General features: G+C 70.4%; 19 protein-coding genes. 11 read left to right on the top strand and 8 right to left on the bottom strand.

Annotation, left to right across the window (positions count from 1 at the left end; translation table 11 throughout):
- Positions 1-132: 132 nt before the first annotated feature.
- The 6 genes from RNB18_RS46110 to RNB18_RS46085 all read left to right on the top strand — a co-directional run bounded on the left by RNB18_RS46110 (position 133) and on the right by RNB18_RS46085 (position 10,669).
- Complete coding sequence (locus RNB18_RS46110) at positions 133-1,986, top strand: MFS transporter (protein WP_311720145.1); 1,854 nt, start codon at positions 133-135, stop codon at positions 1,984-1,986.
- Positions 1,987-2,096: 110 nt separating this feature from the next.
- Positions 2,097-2,954: a hypothetical protein gene (locus RNB18_RS46105; protein WP_311720144.1), complete on the top strand. Its 858-nt coding sequence runs from the start codon at positions 2,097-2,099 to the stop codon at positions 2,952-2,954.
- A gap of 517 nt (positions 2,955-3,471) precedes the next feature.
- On the top strand, positions 3,472-5,778 hold the full coding sequence (locus RNB18_RS46100) for a protein kinase domain-containing protein (protein ID WP_394817777.1): 2,307 nt from the start codon (positions 3,472-3,474) through the stop codon (positions 5,776-5,778).
- Positions 5,779-6,326: 548 nt separating this feature from the next.
- On the top strand, positions 6,327-7,901 hold the full coding sequence (locus RNB18_RS46095) for an ABC transporter substrate-binding protein (protein WP_311720142.1): 1,575 nt from the start codon (positions 6,327-6,329) through the stop codon (positions 7,899-7,901).
- 278 nt (positions 7,902-8,179) lie between these two features.
- A complete protein-coding gene (locus tag RNB18_RS46090; protein WP_311720141.1) occupies positions 8,180-8,968 on the top strand; it encodes an SDR family oxidoreductase in 789 nt (262 codons plus the stop codon).
- Positions 8,969-9,094: 126 nt separating this feature from the next.
- Complete coding sequence (locus RNB18_RS46085) at positions 9,095-10,669, top strand: sodium:solute symporter family protein (RefSeq protein WP_311720140.1); 1,575 nt, start codon at positions 9,095-9,097, stop codon at positions 10,667-10,669.
- Between the two features lie 19 nt (positions 10,670-10,688).
- Here the strand turns inward: RNB18_RS46085 and RNB18_RS46080 are convergent, their stop codons facing one another.
- Positions 10,689-11,807 carry an ADP-ribosylglycohydrolase family protein gene (locus tag RNB18_RS46080; RefSeq protein WP_311720139.1) on the bottom strand — a complete coding sequence of 373 codons (1,119 nt, stop codon included), beginning with the start codon at positions 11,805-11,807 and terminating at the stop codon, positions 10,689-10,691.
- Between the two features lie 141 nt (positions 11,808-11,948).
- Positions 11,949-12,773: an NAD(P)H-binding protein gene (locus tag RNB18_RS46075; protein WP_311720138.1), complete on the bottom strand. Its 825-nt coding sequence runs from the start codon at positions 12,771-12,773 to the stop codon at positions 11,949-11,951.
- A 92-nt stretch (positions 12,774-12,865) separates the two neighbouring features.
- On the opposite strand from RNB18_RS46075, the gene RNB18_RS46070 reads away from it, so the two are divergent.
- Both RNB18_RS46070 and RNB18_RS46065 read left to right on the top strand, forming a co-directional pair.
- Positions 12,866-13,294, top strand: a complete 429-nt coding sequence (locus RNB18_RS46070; protein ID WP_394817776.1) for a winged helix-turn-helix transcriptional regulator — start codon at positions 12,866-12,868, stop codon at positions 13,292-13,294.
- A complete protein-coding gene (locus RNB18_RS46065) occupies positions 13,291-13,692 on the top strand; it encodes a DUF2750 domain-containing protein (protein WP_311720136.1) in 402 nt (133 codons plus the stop codon). Before RNB18_RS46070 ends, RNB18_RS46065 begins: the two co-directional genes overlap by 4 nt.
- On the opposite strand, the gene RNB18_RS46060 is transcribed toward RNB18_RS46065, so the two are convergent.
- On the bottom strand, positions 13,680-16,985 hold the full coding sequence (locus RNB18_RS46060) for a tetratricopeptide repeat protein (RefSeq protein ID WP_311720135.1): 3,306 nt from the start codon (positions 16,983-16,985) through the stop codon (positions 13,680-13,682). The genes RNB18_RS46065 and RNB18_RS46060 overlap by 13 nt on opposite strands.
- An 89-nt stretch (positions 16,986-17,074) precedes the next feature.
- Here RNB18_RS46060 and RNB18_RS46055 point away from each other — a divergent pair, with 89 nt between their 5' ends.
- Positions 17,075-17,587, top strand: a complete 513-nt coding sequence (locus RNB18_RS46055; RefSeq protein ID WP_311720134.1) for a DUF2165 domain-containing protein — start codon at positions 17,075-17,077, stop codon at positions 17,585-17,587.
- On the opposite strand, the gene RNB18_RS46050 is transcribed toward RNB18_RS46055, so the two are convergent.
- The 3 genes from RNB18_RS46050 to RNB18_RS46040 all read right to left on the bottom strand — a co-directional run bounded on the left by RNB18_RS46050 (position 17,584) and on the right by RNB18_RS46040 (position 21,730).
- A complete protein-coding gene (locus tag RNB18_RS46050; protein ID WP_311720133.1) occupies positions 17,584-18,144 on the bottom strand; it encodes a hypothetical protein in 561 nt (186 codons plus the stop codon). The genes RNB18_RS46055 and RNB18_RS46050 overlap by 4 nt on opposite strands.
- A 72-nt stretch (positions 18,145-18,216) precedes the next feature.
- Positions 18,217-20,829 (bottom strand): bifunctional FO biosynthesis protein CofGH, encoded by a 2,613-nt coding sequence (locus RNB18_RS46045; RefSeq protein WP_311720132.1) that lies wholly within the window; start codon positions 20,827-20,829, stop codon positions 18,217-18,219.
- Positions 20,830-20,887: 58 nt separating this feature from the next.
- On the bottom strand, positions 20,888-21,730 hold the full coding sequence (locus RNB18_RS46040; RefSeq protein ID WP_311720131.1) for an LLM class F420-dependent oxidoreductase: 843 nt from the start codon (positions 21,728-21,730) through the stop codon (positions 20,888-20,890).
- Between the two features lie 202 nt (positions 21,731-21,932).
- Between RNB18_RS46040 and RNB18_RS46035 the strand changes: the two genes are divergently transcribed.
- On the top strand, positions 21,933-23,066 hold the full coding sequence (locus tag RNB18_RS46035; RefSeq protein ID WP_311720130.1) for an FAD-dependent oxidoreductase: 1,134 nt from the start codon (positions 21,933-21,935) through the stop codon (positions 23,064-23,066).
- A 37-nt stretch (positions 23,067-23,103) separates the two neighbouring features.
- Here the strand turns inward: RNB18_RS46035 and RNB18_RS46030 are convergent, their stop codons facing one another.
- On the bottom strand, positions 23,104-23,490 hold the full coding sequence (locus RNB18_RS46030) for a hypothetical protein (RefSeq protein ID WP_311720129.1): 387 nt from the start codon (positions 23,488-23,490) through the stop codon (positions 23,104-23,106).
- Positions 23,491-23,543: 53 nt separating this feature from the next.
- Between RNB18_RS46030 and RNB18_RS46025 the strand changes: the two genes are divergently transcribed.
- Entirely contained in the window at positions 23,544-23,708 is a 165-nt protein-coding gene (locus RNB18_RS46025; protein ID WP_311720128.1) for a DUF397 domain-containing protein, read from the top strand.
- Here the strand turns inward: RNB18_RS46025 and RNB18_RS46020 are convergent.
- Positions 23,700-24,518, bottom strand: coding sequence for an endonuclease/exonuclease/phosphatase family protein (locus RNB18_RS46020; RefSeq protein WP_311720127.1), 819 nt, complete (start codon positions 24,516-24,518; stop codon positions 23,700-23,702). The genes RNB18_RS46025 and RNB18_RS46020 overlap by 9 nt on opposite strands.
- Positions 24,519-24,543: the final 25 nt, after the last annotated feature.

The following is a 24,543-nucleotide window of genomic DNA, read 5'->3' as shown; positions in this document are numbered from 1 at the left end:
CACGCGGTCCACCGGCCGGACCCCGCCCGGGTTCCGGACGGCGGGCCGCGTGCTAGCGTCACGAACCGGGGCAGGTCGACGCTGGGGCGCGGCCGGGACATGAAGACGGGACACCACGGGGAGTGCCTTCAGGTGGCCACTGCGGAGCCGACACGCGCCGACGACACCGACCCGGGCCCGGGTACCGGCCCGCGAATACGCGAGCCCGCAGAACCTGAGACCGGGAACGGCAGCCCGCCCACGGGCTTCAGAGCCAGGACCTGGACCGCTCTCCTCGCACTGCGTGAGCGGCTGCTGCGCCACCCCGTCCTCTCCATGACCGCGCTGTCCGGCGTCCTCCACATCGTCTGGTTCTTCACGTTCGCGAACAGCGGCGGCGACCTCGCGGCACAGGACGCGTGGGCCGAGTTCGTCGGCCGGCACCCGGACTCCGCGTACAACCTGGCCTGGTACGGCGGCATGCACCCGGTGTCGTACAGCATCGTCTCGCCGTATCTGATGTCGGTCCTCGGCGTCCGTACGACGATGATGCTGGCCGGGACGGTCTCGGCCGGGCTGCTGACGCTGATCCTCCTCCGCAGCCGGTCGGTGAAGAACCCGCTGTGGGCCTCGCTGGCGGGCGTGTACGCCTTCCTGTGCAACGCGGCCTCGGGCCGGGTGACCTTCGGACTCGGCACGATGTTCGCGCTCGGCGCGGTCGCCGTCGTCTTCTGCTGGCCGCACCGCTGGCGCTACAAACGCTGGGCGAAGGCCCTGTGCGCGGCCCCGCTCGCCGCGCTCGCGACCATGGCCTCACCGGTCGCCGGCCTGTTCGTGGGCCTCGTGGCGGTCGCCCTCTTCCTGCAGAAACGGCGTCCCGGCGCCTGGGCGCTGGGCATCGCGCCCACGGTCGTCGTCGCCCTGTCCGCCTGGCTCTTCCCGTTCGCCGGCACCCAGCCGATGAAGATCGCCTCGGTGCTCCTGCCGCTGGCCTACGGCCTCCTGGTCTTCCTCCTCGTCCCGCGCGAGTGGACGACGGTCCGGATCACGGCCGGGGTCTACAGCCTGTCGGTCGTCCTGGTCTGGCTGGTGAGCTCCCAGATCGGCTCCAACATCTCGCGCCTGTCGATGCTGTTCGCGGGGGTGGCCCTGGCGGCCGCGCTGCCGTTCGCGGTGCCGCGCACCCGCAAGTGGTACGCCCTCGTCGTCGCCTTCGTCGGCTTCACCACCTGGATCGGCTTCAAGTCCGTCGACGACGTCGTCCACACGACCCCCACGGCGTCCTGGGCACGCGAGCTGGCCCCCCTCGTCAACGAGCTCCAGGAGGTCGGCGCCGAGAAGGGCCGCGTCGAGGTCGTACCGGCCGCCTCCCACCGCGAGGCGTCCGCGCTCGCGCCGTACGTCAACCTCGCCCGGGGCTGGAACCGGCAGGCCGACATGGAGCGCAACCCGCTCTTCTACGACGACACCCTGAACTCCGCGAACTACCACGAGTGGCTCCAGCGCTGGGCCGTGCACTTCGTGGTCGTGCCCAAGGACGAGCCCGACGGGGACGGGGGCGAGCGGGAGCGGGAGCTGGTCCAGCGCGGGATGCCGTACCTGAAGCAGATCTGGGGCGACGCGAACTGGCAGCTGTTCCAGGTGACCGACCCGGCGCCACTCGCCTCCCCGAACACGGTGGTCGACCGGGCAGCGCAGGGCGAGATGACGATGCGCGTGAAGAAGGCCGGGCGCATCCTCATCCGGATCCCCTACTCGCCCTGGCTGTCGATCGTGGACGCGGAGGGCAACAAGCTGAAGCCGCCGCAGGAGACGGACGCGTCGAAGGAGCGGGAGGACGGGGAGCCGAAGACCTTCGACAACGTCAACGGGTGCCTGATGGAGACGCCGGAGGACGCGGACGGGGACAAGTGGACGATGCTGCTCGCGCCGAAGGCGGGGACGTATCGGTTGGCGGCTCCCTATACCGTGCCCCGTGGGACGCCTTGTCCGGATGAGTTGAAGTGATCAGCGCAGCGTGATCAGCGCAGTTGATCCACATGGGCCTCCGCGCCAGGGAGACGGAGTCGAACGAAATCCCTCTCCAAATCTGATGCTCAGTCAGGTAGACCGGACTCATGACAGAGGATGCGACGTACACCGATGAGACCCTCAGCCGCACGTATGCGGAACTGGCCGCCGTCGGCCCCTATGGAGCCGACCTCGGGCATGCCCTGATCACCATGGTCGAGCCGCACCCGGGCCAGGAACGACAGTACAACCGTTGGTACGAAGACGATCACTTCATTGCCGGCGCGATGGCCATGCCGTGGATGTACGCGGGCCGCCGCTGGGTCGCCACCCGGGACCTGCAACTCCTGCGCTACCCCGCGGCCTCCTCGGTCGCACAGCCGGTGACGGCAGGGTGCTACATCTCCGTCTACTGGATGACCGCCGGCCGCTACGACGACCACATGCGGTGGACCGTGAGCATCAACAAACGTCTCAACCGTGACCACCGCGTCTTCCAGGAACGAACGCACGTTTTCACCGCCTTCCAGGACCACGCCGTGACGGTCTACCGCGATGGCGACCACGGCCCCCGGGACATCCACGCCCTCGACCACCCCTACGCCGGGCTCATCGTCCAGGTCATCGACAGCAACTCCCCCGACCAACGCGGGGAACTACTCGCATGGCTGCGCGACGACCACCTTCCGAAACGGCTGGCAGGCTCGACCGCGGCCCTGGTGACCGTCTTCGCGCCGACGCCGTTGCCCCTGGACCGGATGACCTATGTCAAACAGGTCGAGGGGGTCGGGACCCGGCTGACCCTGCTGTGGTTCCTCGAAGACGATCCGCGCGGCAACTGGCGCGACCACTTCGCGGACCTGGACACGGCGGTGGCGGCGTCCGGGCTGGGCGAGGTGCAGTTCGTAGCACCGTTCATACCAACGGTGCCCGGGACCGACCGCTATGTGGACGAGTTGCGGTGAGCCCGGGCTCCGGTCGTGGCGATCCGTGACACCGCCCGCGACGGCCGCTTCAGGACGGCCGCCGTGTCGGGGTCATGGAGAGCTGCACGGCGCACGCTGGTCCCAGGGCCACGAGGCGAGAATGCGGGGTGACCTTCGACACATCAGAAGTCTTCCGCCGGGCCGGCGGTTTCATCCTTCACTCATTTCCCCGCCAGTTGCTCCCAGTGCACTGTTCCCGCAGGACGGGCACGTGTCACCCGATCTCTGACGCAATGTCAAATCAACGATCCAGGGCATGAGTTGTGCGGAACGTCGTCGTCCGGGGAACTTCGACGGTTGCCGCCAAACACTCTCATGGGCCGTTTCAGCCTCTAGTCTGCTGCCAGACCCCCCACAGGGCCTTCCCCTGCGGCGTGGGCGGGATTCCCGCCCGTGCCACCGAGAACAGGCGGCCGAGGGCATGCAACCACTGCACCCAGAAGATCCCGAGCAGCTAGGGCCCTACCGTCCGGTGGCCCGTCTTGGAGCAGGCGGGATGGGCCGGGTCTATCTGGCCACCTCGTCGGCCGGCCGCACCGTCGCGGTCAAGGTCATCCGTCCCGAGATGGCCGAGGACAAGAACTTCCGCATCCGCTTCCGGCGCGAGGTGGCGGCCGCGGCGGCGGTCGGCGGCGCCTACACGGCGTCCGTGGTGGACGCCGCTCCGGACGAGCAGACGCCATGGCTCGCCACCGCCTACGTACCCGGCCCCACCGTGGCCGAGGCGGTCGCCGCCCACGGGCCGCTGCCGGTGGAGACGGTCCTCGCGCTGGGCGCGGGCATCGCCGAGGCGCTGATCGCGGTGCACGCCGAGGGGCTGGTGCATCGCGACCTCAAGCCGTCCAACGTGCTGCTCGCGGCGGACGGTCCGCGCGTCATCGATTTCGGCATCGTCCGGGCCCGGGACGGCTACCAGCTCACCGGCTCCGGCGGCCTGTTGGGCTCGCTCGAGTACGTCTGTCCCGAACAGGCCACCGGCGACCCGGTGGGACCGGAGGGAGACGTCTTCTGTCTCGGCTCGGTGCTGGCGTTCGCGGCGTCGGGACACGCGCCGTTCAGCGGGGCCTCCGCGGCCGCCCTGCTCTACCAGGTGGTCCACGGTTCGGCCGATCTGACCCGGGTGCCCGAGCCGCTGGACAAAATCATCAGCCTCTGTCACGCCAGGGACCCGGCCCTTCGTATCAGCCCCGACCGGCTCTCTGCGGCCTGTGCGCCGGGCGGTGCCGACCAGGTGCTGACGGAGGGCTGGCTGCCCGCGCGGGTGGCCGCCGTGGTCGACGAGCGCCGGGCGGCCGCGACGGATCTCGAGCGTCTCGCGCGGACCCTGACGTCCGCACGGCCCGCGGCCGACGCAGCCGCCAGGGCCTCCATCGCGCCCGGGGGACACGGGGCGGGCCGGACGCCGATGGGACCGTCGTCGCGCGGCACCGACAGCAAAGCCGGCGCGGCGGATGCAGACCGCATCCTCCCGGCCGGGGACGCCGACAACCGCGCCGCCGGTAGAGCCGGAGCCACCGGTGGAGCGCCACCCACCGCCGATCCGCCGGAGCGGAGACCCCCGGCGGCCGCGGGCGAACCGGCGGAATCGGCGGAACCGGCGACGGAACGTTCCGCCGCACCCGCGCACCGCCGTGCCCCCGAACGCTCCCGTATCGGTCGGCGCACCCTCCTCGCCGTGACCGCGGGCGCGGCCGTCGTCGGGGGCACCGCCCTCGTCGTCGGAGGAAGGGCCGGCAGGCAGCCGGCCCGCCGGCCCGGCCCCGCCCCCGAGCCGACCTGGGTGTACCGCGGCGGCCCACTGCTCCAGACCCCGGCCGTCTTCAACGGCGGCACGGCCCTGCTGAAGAGCCGCCCGGGCAACATGATCTGCCTCGACCTGAGGAACGGATCCCAGCCCGAATGGGTCTACCAGGGCATCAGCGTCTCCCCCAGTCCCGTCCTGCTGGCCAACGACGCCGCGGTCGCCCTCGGCACCGGTGCGACGGTGATCGGCGTCGACCTGGACGGCGGCACCGAGAAGTTCACCCTCGACTTCGGCCCGGACTGCCAGTTCGATCAACTCCTCGGCGGATACGACGGCTACGTCGTCTCGGTCCTCGGCGCCAAGCTGGAACGCCGGTCAGAGGAACAAGGCGTCGCGACCTCCACCAGCGCGGTCTTCGGCGTCGACCTCAGGGCCCGCCGGGCCGTCGTCATACCCATCGACCCCGAGGACGTCGGGATTCCCCTCAAGCCCGTCATCACTTCCGACTACTTCGTCTACGCCGACGGACTGCGCAATGTCACGGTCCGCAGCACCCGCGACGGTGGTGGCCTGCTCTGGCGGCTCCCGGTGGGCTACGACCTGCGGCCGGGTCTCGCGGTGCTCGGCCGAACCGTCTTCGCCATAGGCTCCGAGTTCATCGCCCTGGACCTCGCCACCGGAAAGCTCCGCTGGAAGGTGAAGGCGGAACGCGGCACGTTCGCAACCCTCGGGGCGGGCGGCAACACGGTCTACGCCACGGGCACCGATCCCTACGGCGTCCACGCCTTCAACGCGGCGACCGGTGCCCGGCGCTGGTTCTGCGAGACCCCCCGCCTCAACGCCGACCATCCGGTCGCGGTGGGAGCGCGCACCGTCCACGTGCCGGCCTTCGAGAACAGGAACGGCTTCTACGCGATCGACGCCGCCTCCGGCCGTCTGCTGTGGAACTTCACCGACGGCCGCGAGACCGGCGTCAACGACTGGCAGCTCTCCTGCGACGGGGCCGGACACCTCGTGGCCCAGCACTTCGACCGGGCCTACGGACTGCCCGTCACCTGAGGAACTGGACCCGGACAGCCACTGCCGGCGAGCCATCGGCGGGCAGGCGGTGAGCCTCCTTGTGCGGCGGCGCGGTTCAGTCGTTCGGCGTCCTGGAGATGGCTTTGGGCCGATTGACCCCCGGCCCAGTACGCGGCCCGCAGACAGGGAGCACGGCCGCGCTCGTACCAGTCGAAGGTGCAGATGGCCTTCGCGGAGTGGCGGTCAGCCTCACGCTCTCCTTGATCCCGAGCGCCGCGTACGCCTCCTTGTCGGCGATGTCCTGCGGTAGCGGGCCTTCAGCCGCCGACGGCGCAGGACCTCACCTGCAACGGGCGTCAGCTCGGCGCGTTCCCCTTTGTCGCTGGGACCGCGTGAGCCGGCGATCACGGAAACGTCACAAGCAACGATCGAGACCGCTCTTCGTCGGGCGCACGGTGGCGGACACACCGGGATGACGGCGTCCACACAGCACATTCCGGCAACAACGCGCTTTCGCGGCGGTTCGGGTCGGGGTGGCACTCAGTACGTTCTGCCGACCTTGGAACGGCGGATCGAGGAGTGCGCGCGTGTTCAACCAGAACCGAGTCCTGAGAAGAGTGGCCGCTGTCGCCTCCATATCCCTGCTGACGGGCTGCGGCATGGTCTCCAGCAGCGCGGGGGCCGACAGGCCGATAGTCGTCGGGACGACCAGCGCCCCCAGCACCCTCGATCCCGCCGGATCGTGGGACGGCTCCTGGGAACTGTTCCGGAACATCTACCAGACATTGCTCGCCTACCCCAACGGGGCCATCACCCCCCAACCCGACGCTGCCAAGAGCTGCGCCTTCACGGACTCGGGCAACCGCACATACCGATGTGAGCTGCGCTCCGGCCTGAAGTTCACCGACGGCGACACACTCGACGCACGGGCCGTCAAATACTCCATCGACCGGATCCGGGACATCAACGCGCCGAGCGGGCCGGCCGGACTCCTCGGCAGCCTCGACCGGGTGCAGACGCTCGGCGACCACGAGGTGCTGTTCCATCTCGACAAGGCCGACGCCACCTTCCCGCTCGTGCTCGCGACCCCGGCCATGTCGATCGTCGACCCTGACGACTACCCCGCCAAGTCGCTGCGCAAGGAGGAGTCGGTGCAGGGCTCCGGGCCGTACACGCTCAAGTCCTACGAGGACGGCAGGCAGGCGGAACTGGCCCGCAATGATCGCTACCACGGCTTCGCCGATCGGCAGAACGACGCGGTGACCATCCGCTACTTCCATGATTCGGCCACGATGGTCGCAGCCCTTCGGTCCGGGGCGATCGATGTCACCTACCGCGGTCTTGCCGCGTCCGACATCGTCGCCCTGCAGTCCTACAGAACCTCGGACCTGCAACTGATCGACGGAAGCGGTATCAACATCAACTATCTGGTGTTCAACCCCAAGGCGCCATGGGTCAGGATTCCGGCCGTACGCAAGGCCGTTGCCCAGATCGTGGACCGTCCCGCCATCGCCTTCAAGGTCTACCAGGGCACCGTCGACCCGCTCTACTCCATGGTCCCGGCCGGGCTGACCGGCCACACCGCCAGTTACTTCGACGCATACGGCGACCCGAGCACCTCCAAAGCCCGCAAGATCCTTGCTGACGTCGGCATCACCCAGCGGGTCCCGCTCACCTTCTGGTACACGACCGACCGCTACGGCTCGGAGACTGCGAAGGAGTTCAAGGAACTCAAGCGGCAACTGGACCGCTCGGGCCTGTTCGCCATCACCCTCAAGAGCCGGCCGTGGAAGACGTATGTCGCCGGTTACCAGACGGGCAAGTACCCGGTGTTCGGGCGCGGTTGGTCCCCCGACTTCCCCGACGCCGACAACTTCATCGACCCCTTCGTCGGCGACCACAACACCCTCGGCACGCCCTACTCGTCACCGGTGATCACCGGCAAGCTGCTGCCCGAGTCGCGCGCCGAGAGCGATCGCGGCGCGGCCGTGGGGGACTTCGAGGAGGCCCAGCAGATCCTCGTCGACGACGCCCGCCTGATCCCGCTCTGGCAGGGGCGGCAGTACATCGCGGCCAGTGACGGCATCTCCGGTGGCGAACAGGCGCTCGACCCTTCGACGATCATGATGACGTGGGAGCTGTACCGCAAGGTCAGTTGGTGAATCGGCAGCCCGGCCCTGCTCGCCGGTGATACCTGATGCGAAGCCGCCTATCCACGTGCCGGCCCGCCTGCGCGACACTGGCGAGCCACCGATCGGAACTCATGCGCGCACGTGCCGCGTGGCGCCGCTTCCCCCGGTGCGGGAACTCGGCAGCCGGCCCGTCCACATCGGCGGACTCCAGGGTGGGTCTCTTCTGACATGGGACCTTCCCTCCTCCAGCACTCGCCCATACTCTGACGCCCCGTCAGATAATGCGCCAGAGCAGGGAGGCCGCCGGTATGTCACTTCTCTCCGGGAAGACCGTCGTCGTGTCGGGCGTCGGCGCCGGGCTCGGTCATCAGGTCGCCGCGGCCGTCGTGCGGGACGGCGGGAACGCCGTACTGGGGGCGCGGACCGAGGCGAACCTCGCGAAGAGTGCCGCCGAGATCGATCCGGACGGGGCGCACACGGCGTACCGGTCGACGGACATCACCGACGAGCAACAGTGCGTGCGGCTCGCGGAGTTGGCGGTGGAGCGGTTCGGGCGGCTGGACGCGGTCGTGCAGGTGGCCGCGTGGGACAGCTACTTCGGGGGGCTGGAGGACGCGGACTTCGCGACCTGGCAGTCGGTCATCGACGTGAACCTGCTGGGATCGCTGCGGATCACCCGGGCCTGTCTGCCGGGGCTGAAGGCGGCGGGCGGCGGTTCGGTGGTGTTCGTCGGGACGCAGTCGGCCGTGGCCGCCCCCTCACAGGTGCGGCAGGCCGCGTACGCCGCCTCGAAGGGGGCGCTGACCAGCGCGATGTACTCGCTGGCGCGCGAGCTCGGGCCGCACCGGATACGGGTCAACACCGTGTTGCCCGGCTGGATGTGGGGGCCGCCGGTGCAGGCGTACGTGCAGTTCACCGCGCATACGGAGAAGGTGCCGGAGGCGGACGTACTGAAGCGGCTCACCGACCGGATGGCGCTGCCCGAGCTCGCGACGGACGGGGATGTGGCGGACGCGACGGTGTTCCTGGCCTCGGACCGGGCTCGGGCGATCACCGGACAGTCGTTGCTGGTCAACGCCGGGGAGCTGATGCGGTGAGTTCATGTAGGTGAACGCAGGCCATCACCTCGAATATCTTTACCTCCCTTTGACCCTACACCAGCTTGTCGTGTCCACGCGGTGGCGCCCACGATGAGCGCCGGGCTGATCCCTGGGAGGGCGCATATGAACGGTCTCGACTGGGCCGTGCTCATCGGCTATTTCGGCGTGATGGTCGCGATCGGCGTCTGGTCGCACAAACGGGTGGACGACGTCAGTGACTTCTTCACGGCCGGCGGCAAGATGCCGTGGTGGCTGTCGGGCATCTCGCACCACATGTCGGGCTACAGCGCGGTGATGTTCACCGGGTACGCGGGCATCGCCTACACGTATGGCGTCACCTCGTTCGTCACCTGGTCCTTCCCCATCGCACTCGGCATCGCCATCGGCTCGAAGCTGTTCGCGCCGCGTATCAACCGGCTGCGCTCACGGCTCCATGTGGCTTCCCCACTCGAATACCTCAAGAACCGCTACGACTTGAAGACGCAGCAGGCGCTGGCATGGTCCGGCATGCTGCTGAAGATCGTGGACGTGGGCGCGAAGTGGGCCGCGATCGCGACCCTGTTGTCGGTGTTCACCGGGATGTCGCTCAACCAGGGCATCCTCATCACCGGCGGCATCACGGCCATCTACTGCACGATCGGCGGCCTGTGGGCCGACGCGCTCACGGAGTTGGGCCAGTTCGTCATCCAACTCCTCGCCGGTATCGCGATGTTCATCGCCGTGGTCCTCAAGCTCAACGACAAGGGCATCGGCTTCTTCGGCGCCTGGGACGAGCCCGAGCTCCAGGGGCACGGAGAGCCGCTGGTGGGGCCGTACGGCACGGTCTTCCTGCTCGCCTTCCTCTTCATCAAGCTCTTCGAGTACAACGGCGGCATGCTCAACCAGGCCCAGCGCTACATGGCCACGGCGAACGCGCACGAGGCCGAGCGCTCGGCACGGCTGTCGGCGATCCTCTGGCTGGTGTGGCCGGTCGTCCTGTTCTTCCCCATGTGGATGTCGCCGCTGCTGGTCGAGTCGCAGAAGACGGACGGCTCCGACTCCTACGGCCTCATGACCGAACAGCTGCTTCCGCACGGCCTGTTGGGCCTGGTGATCGTCGGCTTCTTCTCGCACACCATGGCCATGTGCTCCTCCGACGCCAACGCGATCGCGGCCGTCTTCACCCGGGACTGCGCGCCGGTGGTGTGGCGCAGGGCGCGCAGCTGGAGCCAGGGTCAGGGTCTGCGGGTCGCGCGCATCACGACGGTCGTCTTCCTCGGCCTGTCGATGGCGGCGGCGACCCAGGTCAACTCGCCCACCTTCAAGGACATCATCACGGTGGTCATCAGGTGGGTCGCCGGTCTGATGGGCCCGATGGCGATCCCGATGATGCTCGGCCTGCTCCGCCCCTTCCGCCGCTCCGGTCCCACGGCGGCGCTCACCAGCTGGTCGATGGGTCTGCTCGCCTTCTGGCTGGTCAACTACCCGATCAGCTGGAACGTCGAGGGCGGTGTCCCGCTCCAGTACCAGGTCTCGATCCCGCTGGTGGTCTCGCTGATCCTGTACATCCTCGTCGGCTTCATCAAGCCGGAGGACACCCCGGAGCGCCTCGCGATCATCGAGAAGATCAACACGGACGGGGACGGGGCGGCGGCCGCGGCGATCCCGACTCCGGTGGGCGGTGTGGAGGACGTGATCGGTACGAAGGTCAAGGACTAGAGGTTCCGACCGGACCGGTCTAGGCCCTCGGATAGCGGGCCAGCCACCCCGGTGACGCCCCGGCCGGCCCGTGCAGGGCCGGCCCCTGGGTCATCTCCATGGCGAAGTCGTCGGCGAGTTCCAGGAGAGTGGGACGGCCCTCCAGCTCGGCCAGCCAGGCCGGCGGGAGGGCCGTCTCGCCGTGCAGGGCGCCCAGCAGGCCGCCGGTGAGGGCGCCGGCCGCGGCCGAGGGGCCGTCGTGGTTCACGGCGAGGCACAGACCGTGCCGTACGTCCTCCCCGACCAGCGCGCAGTACACGGCGGCGGACAGCAGCCCGTCCGCCGAACCGTCGGCCGCGAGTTCCTCCACCCGCGCCGGGGTGGGCATCCCCTGCCGTACGGCACCCAGCGCGTGCTGGAGCGCGTCCGACACGGGCTCGTGCCCGGGCCGCGCGGTCAGCAGTGCGAGTGCCCGCTGCACCGCCCCGTCGAGACTGTCGCCGAGGGCCAGAGCGTGCACGATCACGGCGTACGCGCCCGCCGACAGATAGGCGACGGGGTGCCCGTGGGTCTGCGCGGCGCACTCGACAGCCAGCTGTACGACGAGTTGCGGCTCCCACCCGACCAGCAGCCCGAAGGCCGCGGACCGGGCGGTGGCCTCGGGCCCGAGTTCGTTCGGGTTCTTGGGCGACTCCAGCGTCCCCATGGTGTCGTCGCCGAACCCGAGGAGAAGGGACCGGGTCGCGTCGCGGCGGGCGTACAGCCACTCCTCCCGGGCGAGCCACCCGTCGTCCTTGCGCCGCTCGTCGGGCCCCCAGTCCCGCTGCGTGGCGGCCCACCGCAGATACGCCCGGTGCAGATCGGTGGGCGGATGCCAGGCGCCGGTGTCCCGTCGCACCTGGGCCCGTATGAGCCCGTCCACGGTGAAGAGGCTGAGCTGGGTGAGATGGGTGACGGCCCCGCGGCGGCCGTACCCGAACCCGAGGTCCACGAGCCCCTCGGCGCCGTACGCCTCCCGGATCTCGTCCAGTCCGAGTCCGTCGATCGGCGCACCCAGCGCGTCACCCACGGCCACCCCGAGGAGCGTCCCACGCACCCGGCTCCGGAAGTCCTGCTGCTCGGCACGCCCCCAGACGACGGCCCCGGCTGTCGCACCCACCAAGACCTCCCATGGCGACCGTCCGTATGTACGACGCTCAGCACTGTAATCGACGGGGGGTGGGAGGTTCAGGGGGCGTGCGGGTATGCGAGGTGAGACCAGATTGATCCGTGAAGTCCTGTCATCACCCGGAATCGCCTGTCACCGAAAGGCGGAGGCGTTGCGGGCCGCCCAGTCGGCGAAGGTGCGGGGCGGACGGCCGAGGACCCGCTCGACGTCCGGGCTGACGCGGCGCAGGCCCGGTGACGGGTCGCCGAGGATGTCGAGGGTGGCGTCCGCGATGGGCTCCGGCATGAACCGCACCATTTCCGCCCTGGCCTCGCCCCGGGTCTGTTCGACGAACCGCACCGGCTCGCCCACCGCGTCCCCGATCGCGACGGTCTGCTGCCGGGGGGATATCGGGGCGGGCCCGGTCAGTTCGTGGACGCGCCCGGCATGGCCGGGATCCCGCAGCGCCACGGCGGCGACCTGGGCGATGTCCTCCGGATCGACCGTCGGCAGCGCGACGTCCCCGAACGGTGCCGCCACGGTCCGTTCGGCGCGCACCGCACCGGCCCACTGGAGGGTGTTGGAGTGGAACCCGCCGGGCCGCAGCATGGTCCATTCGAGCCCCGACCGCCTTACGGCGTCCTCGAGTTCGGAGGGATGGTCGCCGGTGGCGACGCCCTGCGAGGACAACAGCACGACCCGCCGGACACCACCGGCCCGGACGACTTCGAGGACGTCGTCGAGGTTGCCGCCTCGCGCCACGAAGTCGCCGGAGGTCAGGAGGAAGAGCGCTTCGGCCCCGTCGAGGGCGGGCTTGAGGGTCTGGGGTGCGGCGAGGTCGGCCTGGTGATGCCGTAGCCCTGCCGGGTTTTCACGGGGGCTCCGCCGGGACACGCCCGTCACCCGCTCCCCCGCCGCGAGGAGTTCCCTCACGAGGGGCCGCCCGACGTTCCCCGTAGCACCGGTCACCACGATCATGTTGCTCCCCTTTTCCGAGGTCCCTGGACTGGTTCCTGTGGACACACGGCGAAGCTACTATCGGGATGACAGTAGGTACCTAGAGGAAAGTAATGGCGGAGAGGGTTGATGTGACGGAGACCACAGCGCACGGCCGCGGGCCCAGGACCGATGTCCCGCCGGAGAACGCCTGCCCCATCGCCCCCGTGGTCGACATCGTCTTCAGCCGCTGGACCACACCGATCCTCTGGGCCCTCCACGAGTACGGCCGTCAGCGCTTCGTGGAAGTGGAACGCCGGATCGCCACCATCACCCCGAAGGTCCTGACCCAGCGCCTGCGCCAACTGGAACGCGACGGCCTGGTCCACCGCACGTACCACGCGGAAGTCCCGCCCCGGGTCGAATACGAGATCACCGAACTGGGCCGCAGCCTGGCCCCGCTGTTCGCGACGCTGGCGGAGTGGTCACCGAATCTGGAGAGGGTGGAGGAGGCTCGGCGGGCTTATGACGCCAGGGACGGGGGCGGGGGCCGGGCGGGGTGACGCCGCGAGCTGGGAGGGTTCTGGTGAGTACAAGCGGGGCCCAGGCAGCGGCATTCTTCCGTGAGATCGCTCGGACGCGCACCGTTTGGTGGGTTCGAGACGACGACGGCAGTCCGACCCCGGCCTCAAGTTCTGGGCAGCCAACTTTCCCCTATTGGTCGTCGAAGACCCGTGCGCAGCGCGCCGCTCAGCTGTGGGGACCTCAATTTCGAGCTGTTTCAATGCCGCTGGATCATTGGCGAAGCGCGGCTTTGCAGGATCTGGCCAAGGACGACTTCCGCGTAGGGATCAACTGGAGCGGACAGCGCCTGACCGGATGGGACTTCACTGTCGCTGACGTAGTCAACCGTCTCGTTCACGCGCTCGACGAGTCGCCTGGAACCGATCATCCCGCATAGCGATCCCGTATCGCGTCCCTCGCCTCGACCACCGCCGTCAGGCATGTGGTCGTGTGGGAGGGCCGGTCCGTCGCAGGGACGGTGAGCAGTTCGGTGAGGACGCCGGCCAGGGTGGCCAGGTCGTCCCATTCCGGGGTGAGGGTGAGGAGTTCGGACAGGCCCCGGTCCGCCGCCGGGCCGTCGGACAGGGCGCAGCCCAGGAAGCAGTGGGCCTGGGCTCGCATGACGGGCGCCATGTCGGGGTCCTGCTCGACCAGGTGGGAGAGGTCGCGCCAGAGGGGTTCGGCGGCGGTGGGGCCTTCGGAGCGGTGGACCGTCATGGCCAGTTGGAAGGTGCCGACGAGGGGGTCCGTGGTGCGCAGGCGCTCGGCGAGAGTGCGGGCCTGCGTCCACTCGCCGTCGTGGCGGTGGAGTTCGGCCCGTACGTCGTCCAGCTCCGCGGAGTCGGTCGCCGCCAACCGCTCCCTCGCCTCCTCCCCTCGTCCGCACCACAGCAGCAGTTCGATCGCCGCGCCCCGCTCCCACGTCATCCCGGCGTCCAGCGCCACGCAGCGGTCCAGGTCGGACAGAGCCTGCTCCGTGCGGCCGATCGCCAGACACACCCGGCCCCGCCGGCCGTAGGCCCAGGCGTACTCGGAGTCGGCGGTCACGGCGCGGTCCAGGTAGCGGAGGGCCTCCTCGTAGGACTTGCGGGTGTGGTGGATCGCTCCCAGTCCGGCCAGGGCGGTCTCGTGGGCGGGGTCCTGTGCCAGAACGGCCTGGAGGGCGGCCGACGCCTCGTCGTGCCGCCCCGCGAGCCAGTACGCCCAACCCAGCTCGGCCTGGATCCACTCGGCATCCGGCTCCGCCTCGGTGGCCCGCCGCAGATCCTCGAACATGCCGTCCCGGTCGTCCAGTCGACTCCTCACCCGGGATCTCATCGCCAGCGCCCAGGCGTAGTCGGGGATCAGCTCGACGGCCCGGTCGAAGTCGGCCAACGCCTCCTCGTACCGGTCGAGTTCGTACAGGGACTGGGCGCGGCTCGCAAGCGCCGACGCGTAGCCCGGCTCCAGGGACACGGCGCGCTCCAGTTCCGTCACCGCCTCCTCGTACCGCCCGGCGAGCCGGTACGCGTCGCCGCGTTCCGACGCGACCCAGGCCAGCTCGGGCGCGAGCGCGGCCGCCCGGTCGAGGTCGGCGAACGCCTTGTCCAGGTCACGCCGCGCGCGGTGCAGCCGCGCCCTGCGCACCAGCGCCCACAGGTATTCGGGGTCGATGCTCAGCGCACGGTTGAAGTCGGCGAGCGACTCGTCGAGCCGGCCCATGCCGTGCCGGCACACCGCCCGCCCGGTCAGGGCGATGTCGTCGGTGGGGTCGAGGGCGACGGCACGGCTGAAGTCGGCGTCCGCCTTGTCGAGACGGGACGCCAGACGGTAGGTCTCGGCCCGCTCGGCGAGGATCCACCCGTTGTCGGGGGCCAGTTCGACGGCTCGGTCGAGGGCGGCCAGGGCTGCCGGGTAGTTCTCGAGCAGCTGGTGGGTGACGCCCCGGCCGTAGTGGGCCAGCGGTTGCTCCGGGTCGAGCTCGACCGCACGGTCGTAGTCCTCGAGGGCCTGCGCGTACTCCTGGCGGTTGCGCAGGTCCCTGCCGCGCAGCGCGTGCGCCTCCGCCCGGCCGGCCGGGTCGAGACCGGGACGGGCCAGGAGCAGGTCCGTCGCCCTCGTCACCCCGCTCTCCTCGTCCGCGAGCGCCGCGGCCAACGACCTTCCCCACTCGCGCAGTACGGTGTTGTCCGCCGCGTCGCCCGCCTCCTCCAGCATCCGTGCCCAGCGGCGGGCGACGACCTCGTCCTCGCGGCAGGCCACGACGAACCCGCGCAGCGCCTCAGCGAGCGCCGCGGGCGGGCGGGCGCACAGCAGGTGGTACATCTCCTCCAGGCGCAGCTCGCACCATTCCTCGTCGGCCCACAACTCCTCGGCGCGGCGGCCGAATCCGGCGTCCTCCCGCCACTCGGCGAACGCCTCCGCGAGCCGCCGGTGCCGGGACGCCCACTCGGTCCGGGACCGGCGCCGCTCCAGCCGGAGCATCTGCGCGCGTACGACGTCGTGGTACTGGAGCCGGTCCCCGCGCTGTGCGACGAACGGCAGCCCGGTCAACCACGCGTACTGGGTGTCCAGTTCGTCTTCGGGGGCGGCGACGAGCACTCGGAAGACGTCCGCGTCCAGCCGTCTCGGCAGCGCGCAGGCCCTGGCGACCTTACGGCGGGCCTCCGGTTCCGGCTTCAGGAACCGTTCCACCGCCGTCTTGCTCGGGTCGATCACATCGTCCGGACCGTCGGGGCGTCTGGCCGCGAGCGTCGACACGAGGACCGGGAGACCGCCCGTCAGACGCAGCACCTCCTCGACGACAGGTTCGGCCACGACCCCCTGCGCGGCGAGCAGGCGGCGCGACTCGGCCTCGGTGAAGGGAGCGAGCGGCACCTCCGCCACCGAGTCCAGGCCGCCCCAGCGGGCGCTGTCCAGGGGGCGCTGACCCGCGGTGACCACGACGACGGCGGCGGGCAGCCGGCCGTGCTCACGGGGCTTGGTGAGGACGTCGTACAGCCACGGGTCGAGGAAGGGGCCGGTCCGCTCGTACGTGTCGAAGAACAGGACGATCCACGGTACGGCGGAGGCGGCGGCCCTCAGTTCGCCGAGCAGCACGGGGGTGAGGACCCGCTCCGGGGTGAGCACCAGGTCGACGTCGTCGAGGTTGCGGAAGCGGGCGCCGAGGCCGGCCCGCAGCCGGTCGGCCCCCTGGGCGAGCCGGTCGGCGGGAAGGGCCCGGGTGACCAGGCCGGCGCCCGGCAGGGCGGCCTCCAGTGCGCCCAGGCCGAGGTCCACCGCCATCCTGCTGCCGGCCGACGCCGGCTCCGGCGAGGACTCGGGCGCGAGCGCGGCGAGGGTGGCCGCCTCCGCCTCGCGCCGCCGCTCCCGCCAGGTCGCCAGGCGCCGCTCCAGATCCTTCAACCGCCGTCCCTGGTCGACGAATTCACGGCAGAGGGTCTCCAGCGCTTCCGGCACGCTGCCGACGCTGTCGTCGATGAAGGCGGTGAGCGCCCCGCGTTCACGGGCGAGTTGCGCCAACTCCTGAACCAGGGAGGTCTTTCCGATGCCCGCGCTGCCGTGGACGTGGAACCGGAAGCGGTGCCGGGCGTCGGTGGCCGGGATGTCGAAGTTCCGCAGGAACGCTGCCCGTTCGGTCTCGCGGCCCACGAACCCGGCCCGTGTGCGCCGCAGGATCAGCTCCTGCAGCGACGGCTCCGCCTGCGCCATGCGTCTGTCCCCTCGTCGCGGCCCGTCCGTGTCTCATTCTGGCGCAACCGATCTGGATCACGCCGTCCCGCACAGGGAAGATGGCCCCCATGGCATCGACACCCCCACGCACCCCACGCAGCGCACTCCACCTCTCCGCCACCCTCCTCACCGCGAGCGTCGCGCTGTACATAGCGCTCGTGGCGTTCGGGAACATCACGGACTTCGGGACCAACCAGGCGTTCGTGCAGCACGTTCTCGCGATGGATACGACGTTCAAGGACGACGATCTGATGTGGAGAGCCATCACCAGCAAGGGACTTCAGAACACGGCGTACGTCGCGATCATCGTCTGGGAGACGCTCTCGGCGCTCGTGCTGATCTACGGCACGTGGCTGTGGGTGCGCGGGGACGATCCGCGGGCCCGGCGCTTCTCCACCTACGGCCTGCTCATGCTCATGCTGCTCTTCGGCGCCGGGTTCATCGCGATCGGCGGGGAGTGGTTCTCCATGTGGCAGTCGGACACCTGGAACGGGCTGGACGCGGCGCTGCGGGTGTTCGTGCTGAGCGGGGTCGTGCTGCTGGTGGTCAATCTGCCGGACCGCAGCGCCAGTCAGCGCTAGTCGACGACGACGACCTTCGTCCCCGTCTCGCCGAACGTCCACAGCGCCGAGCCGTCCGCCGTCTTCATGCGGACGCCGCCGGTCTGGACGCCGTTCGCGGGCGGGGGCGAGGAGCCGTCCACCGCGTTGGAGAAGGCGACGTTCACGCCGCCCACGGCGGTGAAGTACACGATGTGCTCGATCCGCACGCCGTCGGACCCGGTCGTCGGGTCTCCCCGGCGCAGCGAGACCGAGTAGGTGCCGGGGGCCGGGTCCACCGTCCCCGGCCAGACGGCGAAGGTCCGCCGGGCCGCCTCGCTCGCGTCGATCAGCCAGACCCGCTTGTCGCCGAGCGAGTAGACGATCCGGCGGCCGGTCCCGGAGGCGTCCGGGACCGCGGTCGCCGACGGCTCCGGCTGCGCGGACGCGCGCGGGGACGCCGACACGCTCGGCCGGGCGGTGGCGGCCACGCTCGGCTTCGTTCCCTTGTCGGCCTGTACGGCCAGGGTGACGACGGCGGCGATCGCCCCCACGGTCAGACCCGTCACCCAGACCTTCGGGGCTGGCACGGCACGCATCTCCTCGGCTAAGGATCCCCGTCGAACGGGGGTCGGATCATCGTACCGGCCCCCGCCGAGACACCTTTCCCGTCAGTCCAGCACCGGCAGCAGCTCCGGCAGGTGCCCGTCGGAGACCTGCGCCGCCTTCTGCCGCTCCTCCGACACCTCCCCGTACAGGGTCGTGCGCGGACGTGCGGGACGGCCCGCCGCCTCCGCCACCGCGATCAGGTCCTTCACCGACTTGTACGAGCCGTACGACGAACCCGCCATCCGCGAGATCGTCTCCTCCATCAGGGTGCCGCCCAGGTCGTTCGCTCCCGAGCGGAGCATCTCCGCCGCGCCCTCCGTGCCCAGCTTGACCCAGCTGGTCTGGATGTTCGGCACCCAGGGGTGGAGCAGCAGGCGTGCCATCGCCGTCACCGCCCTGTTGTCCCGCATCGACGGGCCGGGGCGGGCGATGCCGGCCAGGTACACCGGGGCGTTGGTGTGGATGAAGGGGAGCGTCACGAACTCCGTGAAGCCGCCGGTGCGTTGTTGGATTCCGGCCAGCGTGCGCAGGTGGCCCAGCCAGTGCCGCGGCTGGTCCACATGGCCGTACATCATCGTCGACGAGGACCTGATGCCGACCTCGTGCGCGGTCTCGATCACCTCGATCCAGGTCGCCGTCGGCAGCTTGCCCTTGGTCAGGACCCAGCGGACCTCGTCGTCGAGGATCTCGGCGGCCGTGCCGGGGATGGAGTCGAGGCCGGCCTCCTTGGCCGTCGTCAGCCACTCGCGGATGGACATGCCGGTGCGGGTCGCGCCGTTGACGACCTCCATCGGGGAGAAGGCGTGCACATGCATGCCGGGCACCCGCTCCTTCACCGCGCGGGCGATGTCGAAGTACGCCGTTCCCGGCAGGTCCGGGTGGATCCCGCCCTGCATGCAGACCTCCACCGCGCCCACCTCCCAGGCCTGTTGGGCGCGGTCGGCCACCTGGTCCAGGGACAGGGTGTAGGCGTCGGCGTCGGTGCGCCGCTGGGCGAAGGCGCAGAACCGGCAGCCCGTGTAGCAGACGTTGGTGAAGTTGATGTTCCGCGTGACGATGTACGTGACGTCGTCGCCGGCCACCGACTTGCGGACGTCGTCGGCGATCCCGGTCAGCGCGTCCAGAGCGGGCCCGTCGGCGTGCAGCAGCGCGAGGGCTTCCGCGTCGGTCAGCTTCGTGGGGTCGTCGGCGGCTGTACGCAGCGCGTCCCGTACGTCCGTGTCGATGCGCTCGGGCACCATCCCGGGGGCGGCCGCCTCGCGCAGGGCGCCCCAGTCGCCGTAGACCTCGTCGAAGTCGTCGCGGCGGTCGGACGTACGGCCCTCGGTGTCGATCGTGGCGTGCAGATCCGTGCGGCCGGACGGGACGAAGACCTCCTCCGGCTCCTGCCAGGGCAGTCCCCGCGGAAGGGCATCGGGGCGGGCGAGGCCCGTCTCCGGGTCCGCCAGTGCCGCCACGTGCGGTCGCAGCCGTGGGTCCAGCCAGGGCTCGCCGCGCTGCACGAACTCTGGGTACACACAGAGACGTTCCCGCAGCTCGAAACCGGCCGCCGCGGACCGCTCGGTGAGCTCCTCGATCTGCGGCCAGGGCCGCTCGGGGTTCACATGGTCGATGGTGAGCGGACTGACCCCGCCCCAGTCGTCGATCCCCGCCCCGATCAGCCGCTCGTACTCGCTGTCGACGAGGTTCGGCGGGGCCTGGATGTTGGCGGCCGGGCCCATGATGAGGCGGGCGACGGCCACCGCGGCGACCAGCTCGTCCAGTTCCGCGTCCGGCATGCCGCGCATCGCGGTGTCCGGCTTGGCGCGGAAGTTCTGGATGATCAGCTCCTGGACGCTGTGATACGCCCGTGCTGTGCGCCGGAGCGCGAAGAGGGACTCGGCGCGCTCCTCGTACGTCTCCCCGATCCCGAGGAGGATGCCGCTCGTGAAAGGCACCGACGAACGCCCGGCGTCCTCCAGGACCCGTAGCCGTACGGCGGGCTCCTTGTCAGGGGAGCCGTAGTGCGGTCCGCCGGGCTCGGACCAGAGCCGCTCGGCGGTCGTCTCCAGCATCATGCCCATGCTCGGCGCGACGGGCTTCAGCCGCTGGAAGTCGGTCCAGGACAGCACGCCCGGGTTGAGGTGGGGCAGCAGGCCCGTCTCCTCCAGGATGCGGATGGAGATGGCCCGGACGTAGGCGATGGTGTCGTCGTAGCCATGGGCGTCAAGCCATTCCCTGGCCTCCGGCCAGCGGTCCTCGGGCTTGTCGCCGAGGGTGATCAGGGCTTCCTTGCAGCCCAGCGCGGCGCCCTTGCGGGCCACCTCCAGCACCTCGTCGGGGGACATGAACATGCCGTGGCCGGCCCGGCGGAGCTTGCCGGGCACGGTCACGAAGGTGCAGTAGTGGCACTTGTCCCGGCACAGCCGGGTGAGGGGGATGAAGACGCTCTTCGAGTACGTGATGACACCGGGTCGGCCCGCCTGTGCGAGGCCCGCGTCCCTGACGCGGGCGGCCGACGCGGTGAGGTCGTCCAGGGCCGGGCCGCGGGCCTGGAGCAGCACCGCGGCCTCGGACACGTCGAGGGCGACGCCGTCCCTGGCACGTTTGAGAGCGCGACGCATGGAGTTCTCGGTGGGGCCGGTACCGCCGGGGCGGTCGGTGGGGCCGGTTCCGGAGGTCGCGGAAGTCGTCATCCTTCGAGCATACGAGCGGTGTGATCAGGGCAGAGGTGTCGTCCGAAGGTGGGTGACGTCACACACCCTCACCCTCGCCCTGGACATAACGGGCATACTCGTCGAGCACCTTGAGCACCTCGGCCTCCCCCGCCGGGGGCAGCTGCAGCACGACCTCCTCGATCCCGAGCTCAGCGTAGTGGGCGAGCTTTCCGGGGGTGGGGACGACGGCGTACGGGACGACCTGGAGCGTGGCCGGGTCGCGGCCCGCGTCGGCCCAGGCGGTGCGCAGCACGGGCAGCGACTCGGTCAGACCGCGTCCGCCGATGGGCAGCCAGCCGTCTGCGTACTCGCAGATGTGGGAGAACAGCTTGGGCCCTGCGGCGCCGCCCACAAGGGTCCGCTTCCGGACAGGCTTGGGGAAGGCGTGGCTGGCCCGGACGCTCCCGAACTCCCCTTCGTAGGCGGTCGGCTCGTCCGCCCAGAGCGCCTGCATGAGCGCCATCCGGTCGCGGACCAGCTCCCTGCGCGTCCGCCACTCGACGCCATGGTCGGCGGCTTCCTCGACGTTCCAGCCGAAGCCGAGTCCGAGCGTGAACCGCCCGCCGGAGAGGTGGTCGAGCGTCGCAATCTGCTTGGCGAGGTCGATCGGGTCGTGCTGGGCGACGAGCGTGATGCCGGTGCCGAGTCCGAGCCGCTCGGTGACGGCGGCGGCCTGGCCGAGCGCGACGAAGGGGTCGAGGGTACGGCCGTACTCGCGCGGCAGGTCACCGCCCGCCGGGTACGGGGTGATCCGCTCGACGGGGATGTGGGTGTGCTCGGGCAGATACAGCCCGGCGAAGCCCCGCGCCTCCAGCTCACGGGCGATCCGGGTCGGGGTGATGGTCTCGTCGGTGAGGAAGATCGTCACGGAAATTCGCATGACTGCATCTGTACCGGGCGGGGGCCGGGATGTCCATACCGACTGGTCGGCATCAGCGCCGTGATCGAGTCCGCTGCCGTGTGTCGGTCATCTGTCGGAGCTGTCGGTCGGATGTCGGGGGCTTGTCGACGGGGGCCCGGAGTCTTGTCTCAGATCCCGCCGGGTGACCGCCCGACGGCCCTGCGACCTCCCAGGAGTCACCATGACCACCCACGTCACGATCATCGGCGCCGGACTCGGCGGCCTCACGCTCGCCCGCGTCCTGCACGTCAACGGCATCCCGTCCACCGTCTACGAGGCGGAGTCCTCGCCGACGGCGCGTGCACAGGGCGGGATGCTCGACATCCACGACTACAACGGACAGCTCGCCCTCCAGGCGGCCGGACTGATGGACGAGTTCCGCGGTCTGATCCTGGAGGGCCGTGAGGCGACGCGGTTGCTCGACCGGGACGGGACCGTCCTGTTCGAGAAGGCCGACGACGGCACCGGCGGCCGCCCCGAGGTGCAGCGCGGCGAACTGCGGCAGCTCCTGCTGGACTCGCTCCCGGCCGGGACGGTCCGCTGGGGCCACAAGGTCAGCGGCACGCGTGCGCTCGGCGAGGGCCGCCACGAGGTGACGTTCGCCGACGGGAGCACCGTCGTCACCGGTCTGCTGGTCGGCGCGGACGGTGCCTGGTCGCGGGTACGGCCGCTGCTCTCCACCGCCACACCCGAGTACACCGGCATGTCGTCCGTCGAGACCTATCTGTTCGACGCCGACACCCGGCACCCGGCCGCCGCGAAGGCGGTCGGCGACGGGGCACTGTTCGCGCTGATGCCGGGAAAGGGGCTCACCGCGCACCGCGAGAAGGGCGGCACCCTGCACACCTACGCGATGCTCGCCCGGCCGCAGGACTGGTTCGCCAACATCGACTTCACCGACCCCGCCGCGGCCACCGCCCGGATCACGGCGGAGTTCGCCGGCTGGGCCCCGGAACTCACCGCGCTGATCACCGACACCGACACCGCGCCGGTCCTGCGTCCCCTCAACGCGCTGCCGGCCGAACACCGGTGGGACCGGGTACCTGGCGTGACCCTCCTGGGCGACGCCGCCCACCTCGCGGCCCCCAACGGCGAGGGCGCCAACCTGGCCATGCTCGACGGCGCCGAACTCGGCCAGGCCCTGGCCGCCCACCCCGACGACCTCGAGACCGCGCTCACCGAGTACGAGCGGGCCATGTTCCCGCGCAGCACGGAGGCCGCGACCGAGGGGGCCGAACTGTACGAGTTCATGTTCGGCGCGACCACGCCTCATGGGCTGCTCGACATGTTCACGGGGGAGGAGCGGGGCGAGTGAACCACTCGGGCCGACTTCCACGTTCGGAACCGCTCGGTCATGCGTTGAGGTAGCGGTGTCTGCCATCGCTCGGCAAGACGAAGAGTTGGCCGTCCCGAACCTGCCATTCAGTCGTGCCGTTGACTTCATGGCTGGCGAGGAAGAGGCCTGTTACGCGGTCTCCGTCCTCGTTGGCCGGGATCCTCGCCATGTCCCGGATCTGGTGAACGAGCCAGTCCAGGCCCGACTCGCGGATGTCGGCGCCGTAGAACAGGTAATGAGTCCAGTTGACGTGCCGGCGGGGTGTGCCCCATCCGTTGGAGTAGTGGTCGTCTTCATGGGACGAGATGATCTCCTGGGCTGCGGCGAGTTGTTCCTCGTCGCACTCCAGCCTTCCTCTCCCCATGTCGGCCGACGTCACAGCGTCGGCACGTGAGCTCGGCATCGCCCCGTTCACCATGATCCATTCCATCGCCCAGAACCTGTGAGGGAGCCGACATGATCACGGACCGTTGGCAGAAGTCGTCCTACTGCCAGGAAGGCGACGCCTGCGTCCACATATCCACCGACCTCAACAAAGTTCACATCACGGACTCCGACGCCGCCCAAACCATCATCACCGTCAGCCACAGCGCCTTCGCCGCCCTGCTGAAGTCACTCTGACCCGTCCGCCAGGTCCGCCACCACCGCCGCATGGTCCGACGGCCACACCCCGTCCACCGGACCGTCGCCCGCGCGCCGGACGCCCAGGACATGGCCCAGCCCCCTCGCCCCCGGCGGGCCCACGTGGATGTAGTCGATGCGGACCGGCGGGTCCACGCGGACGTACGGGTTCGCCGGATCCCAGGTCGCCGAGGGGGCCGTAGGATCCGCGTACTCCCAGGCGTCCAGGAAGAGTTGGTCCGGTGCGGCGGGGGCCGTCTTGTAGCCGCCGAAGAGGCGGACCTCGTCGGAGTCGGGCCAGGCGTTGAAATCGCCGGTGATGACGGGCGGGAAGTCGGTGCCCGACCTGTGCGTCGCCACGAACTCCGCCAGCGCCGTGACCTGCTGGCAGCGGATCGCAGACGCGGTGGGGGCAGAGGTGAGGTGGGTGGTGAAGAAGGGGATGTCGTACGACGGGCCGGCCAGCCGGGTGTGGAAGGCGAGGCGGCCGTCGTCCAGCGCATCGGGGGCCGGCAGCCGCAGGACGGCCTGGTCGACCACCGGCCAGCGGCTCAGCACCGCGTTGCCGACCTCCACCCCCGGGTCGCCTATGCGCCGCTGCCAGCGCTCCGAGGCGGGCGACGCGGCCCACGCCCAGTGCAGGCCGAGCTCGCCGGCCAGCCACCGCGCGAGATTCTCGGAACCCGCCGACCACACCTCCTGCAGTCCCACCACATCCGGCCGCAGCTCCCGCAGCACCGCCAGGATCGCCTTCTGGCGTTCCTCCCACGGGCCGAAGCGCCACCACAGGTTCCAGGTCACCACACGCATCGCCGACACCCTTCGTCCACCCGGC

It is taken from the genome of Streptomyces doebereineriae, assembly GCF_031845645.1.
In the GTDB taxonomy this organism is placed as follows: Bacteria; Actinomycetota; Actinomycetes; order Streptomycetales; family Streptomycetaceae; genus Streptomyces; species Streptomyces canus.
The sequence above is the reverse complement of the archived record's forward strand: the minus strand, read 5'-3'. Positions and strand labels throughout refer to the sequence as shown.

Bases quoted from the DNA above. Each gene is read 5' to 3' on its own strand.
- RNB18_RS46105 (WP_311720144.1), top strand. From the start codon at position 2,097: ATGACAGAGGATGCGACGTACACCGATGAGACCCTCAGCCGCACGTAT.
- RNB18_RS46100 (WP_394817777.1), top strand. From the start codon at position 3,472: ATGGGCCGGGTCTATCTGGCCACCTCGTCGGCCGGCCGCACCGTCGCG.
- RNB18_RS46090 (WP_311720141.1), top strand. From the start codon at position 8,180: ATGTCACTTCTCTCCGGGAAGACCGTCGTCGTGTCGGGCGTCGGCGCC.
- RNB18_RS46085 (WP_311720140.1), top strand. From the start codon at position 9,095: ATGAACGGTCTCGACTGGGCCGTGCTCATCGGCTATTTCGGCGTGATG.
- RNB18_RS46075 (WP_311720138.1), bottom strand. From the start codon at position 12,773: ATGATCGTGGTGACCGGTGCTACGGGGAACGTCGGGCGGCCCCTCGTG.
- RNB18_RS46070 (WP_394817776.1), top strand. From the start codon at position 12,866: ATGGCGGAGAGGGTTGATGTGACGGAGACCACAGCGCACGGCCGCGGG.
- RNB18_RS46060 (WP_311720135.1), bottom strand. From the start codon at position 16,985: ATGGCGCAGGCGGAGCCGTCGCTGCAGGAGCTGATCCTGCGGCGCACA.
- RNB18_RS46055 (WP_311720134.1), top strand. From the start codon at position 17,075: ATGGCATCGACACCCCCACGCACCCCACGCAGCGCACTCCACCTCTCC.
- RNB18_RS46050 (WP_311720133.1), bottom strand. From the start codon at position 18,144: ATGCGTGCCGTGCCAGCCCCGAAGGTCTGGGTGACGGGTCTGACCGTG.
- RNB18_RS46045 (WP_311720132.1), bottom strand. From the start codon at position 20,829: ATGACGACTTCCGCGACCTCCGGAACCGGCCCCACCGACCGCCCCGGC.
- RNB18_RS46040 (WP_311720131.1), bottom strand. From the start codon at position 21,730: ATGCGAATTTCCGTGACGATCTTCCTCACCGACGAGACCATCACCCCG.
- RNB18_RS46035 (WP_311720130.1), top strand. From the start codon at position 21,933: ATGACCACCCACGTCACGATCATCGGCGCCGGACTCGGCGGCCTCACG.
- RNB18_RS46030 (WP_311720129.1), bottom strand. From the start codon at position 23,490: ATGCCGAGCTCACGTGCCGACGCTGTGACGTCGGCCGACATGGGGAGA.
- RNB18_RS46025 (WP_311720128.1), top strand. From the start codon at position 23,544: ATGATCACGGACCGTTGGCAGAAGTCGTCCTACTGCCAGGAAGGCGAC.
- RNB18_RS46020 (WP_311720127.1), bottom strand. From the start codon at position 24,518: ATGCGTGTGGTGACCTGGAACCTGTGGTGGCGCTTCGGCCCGTGGGAG.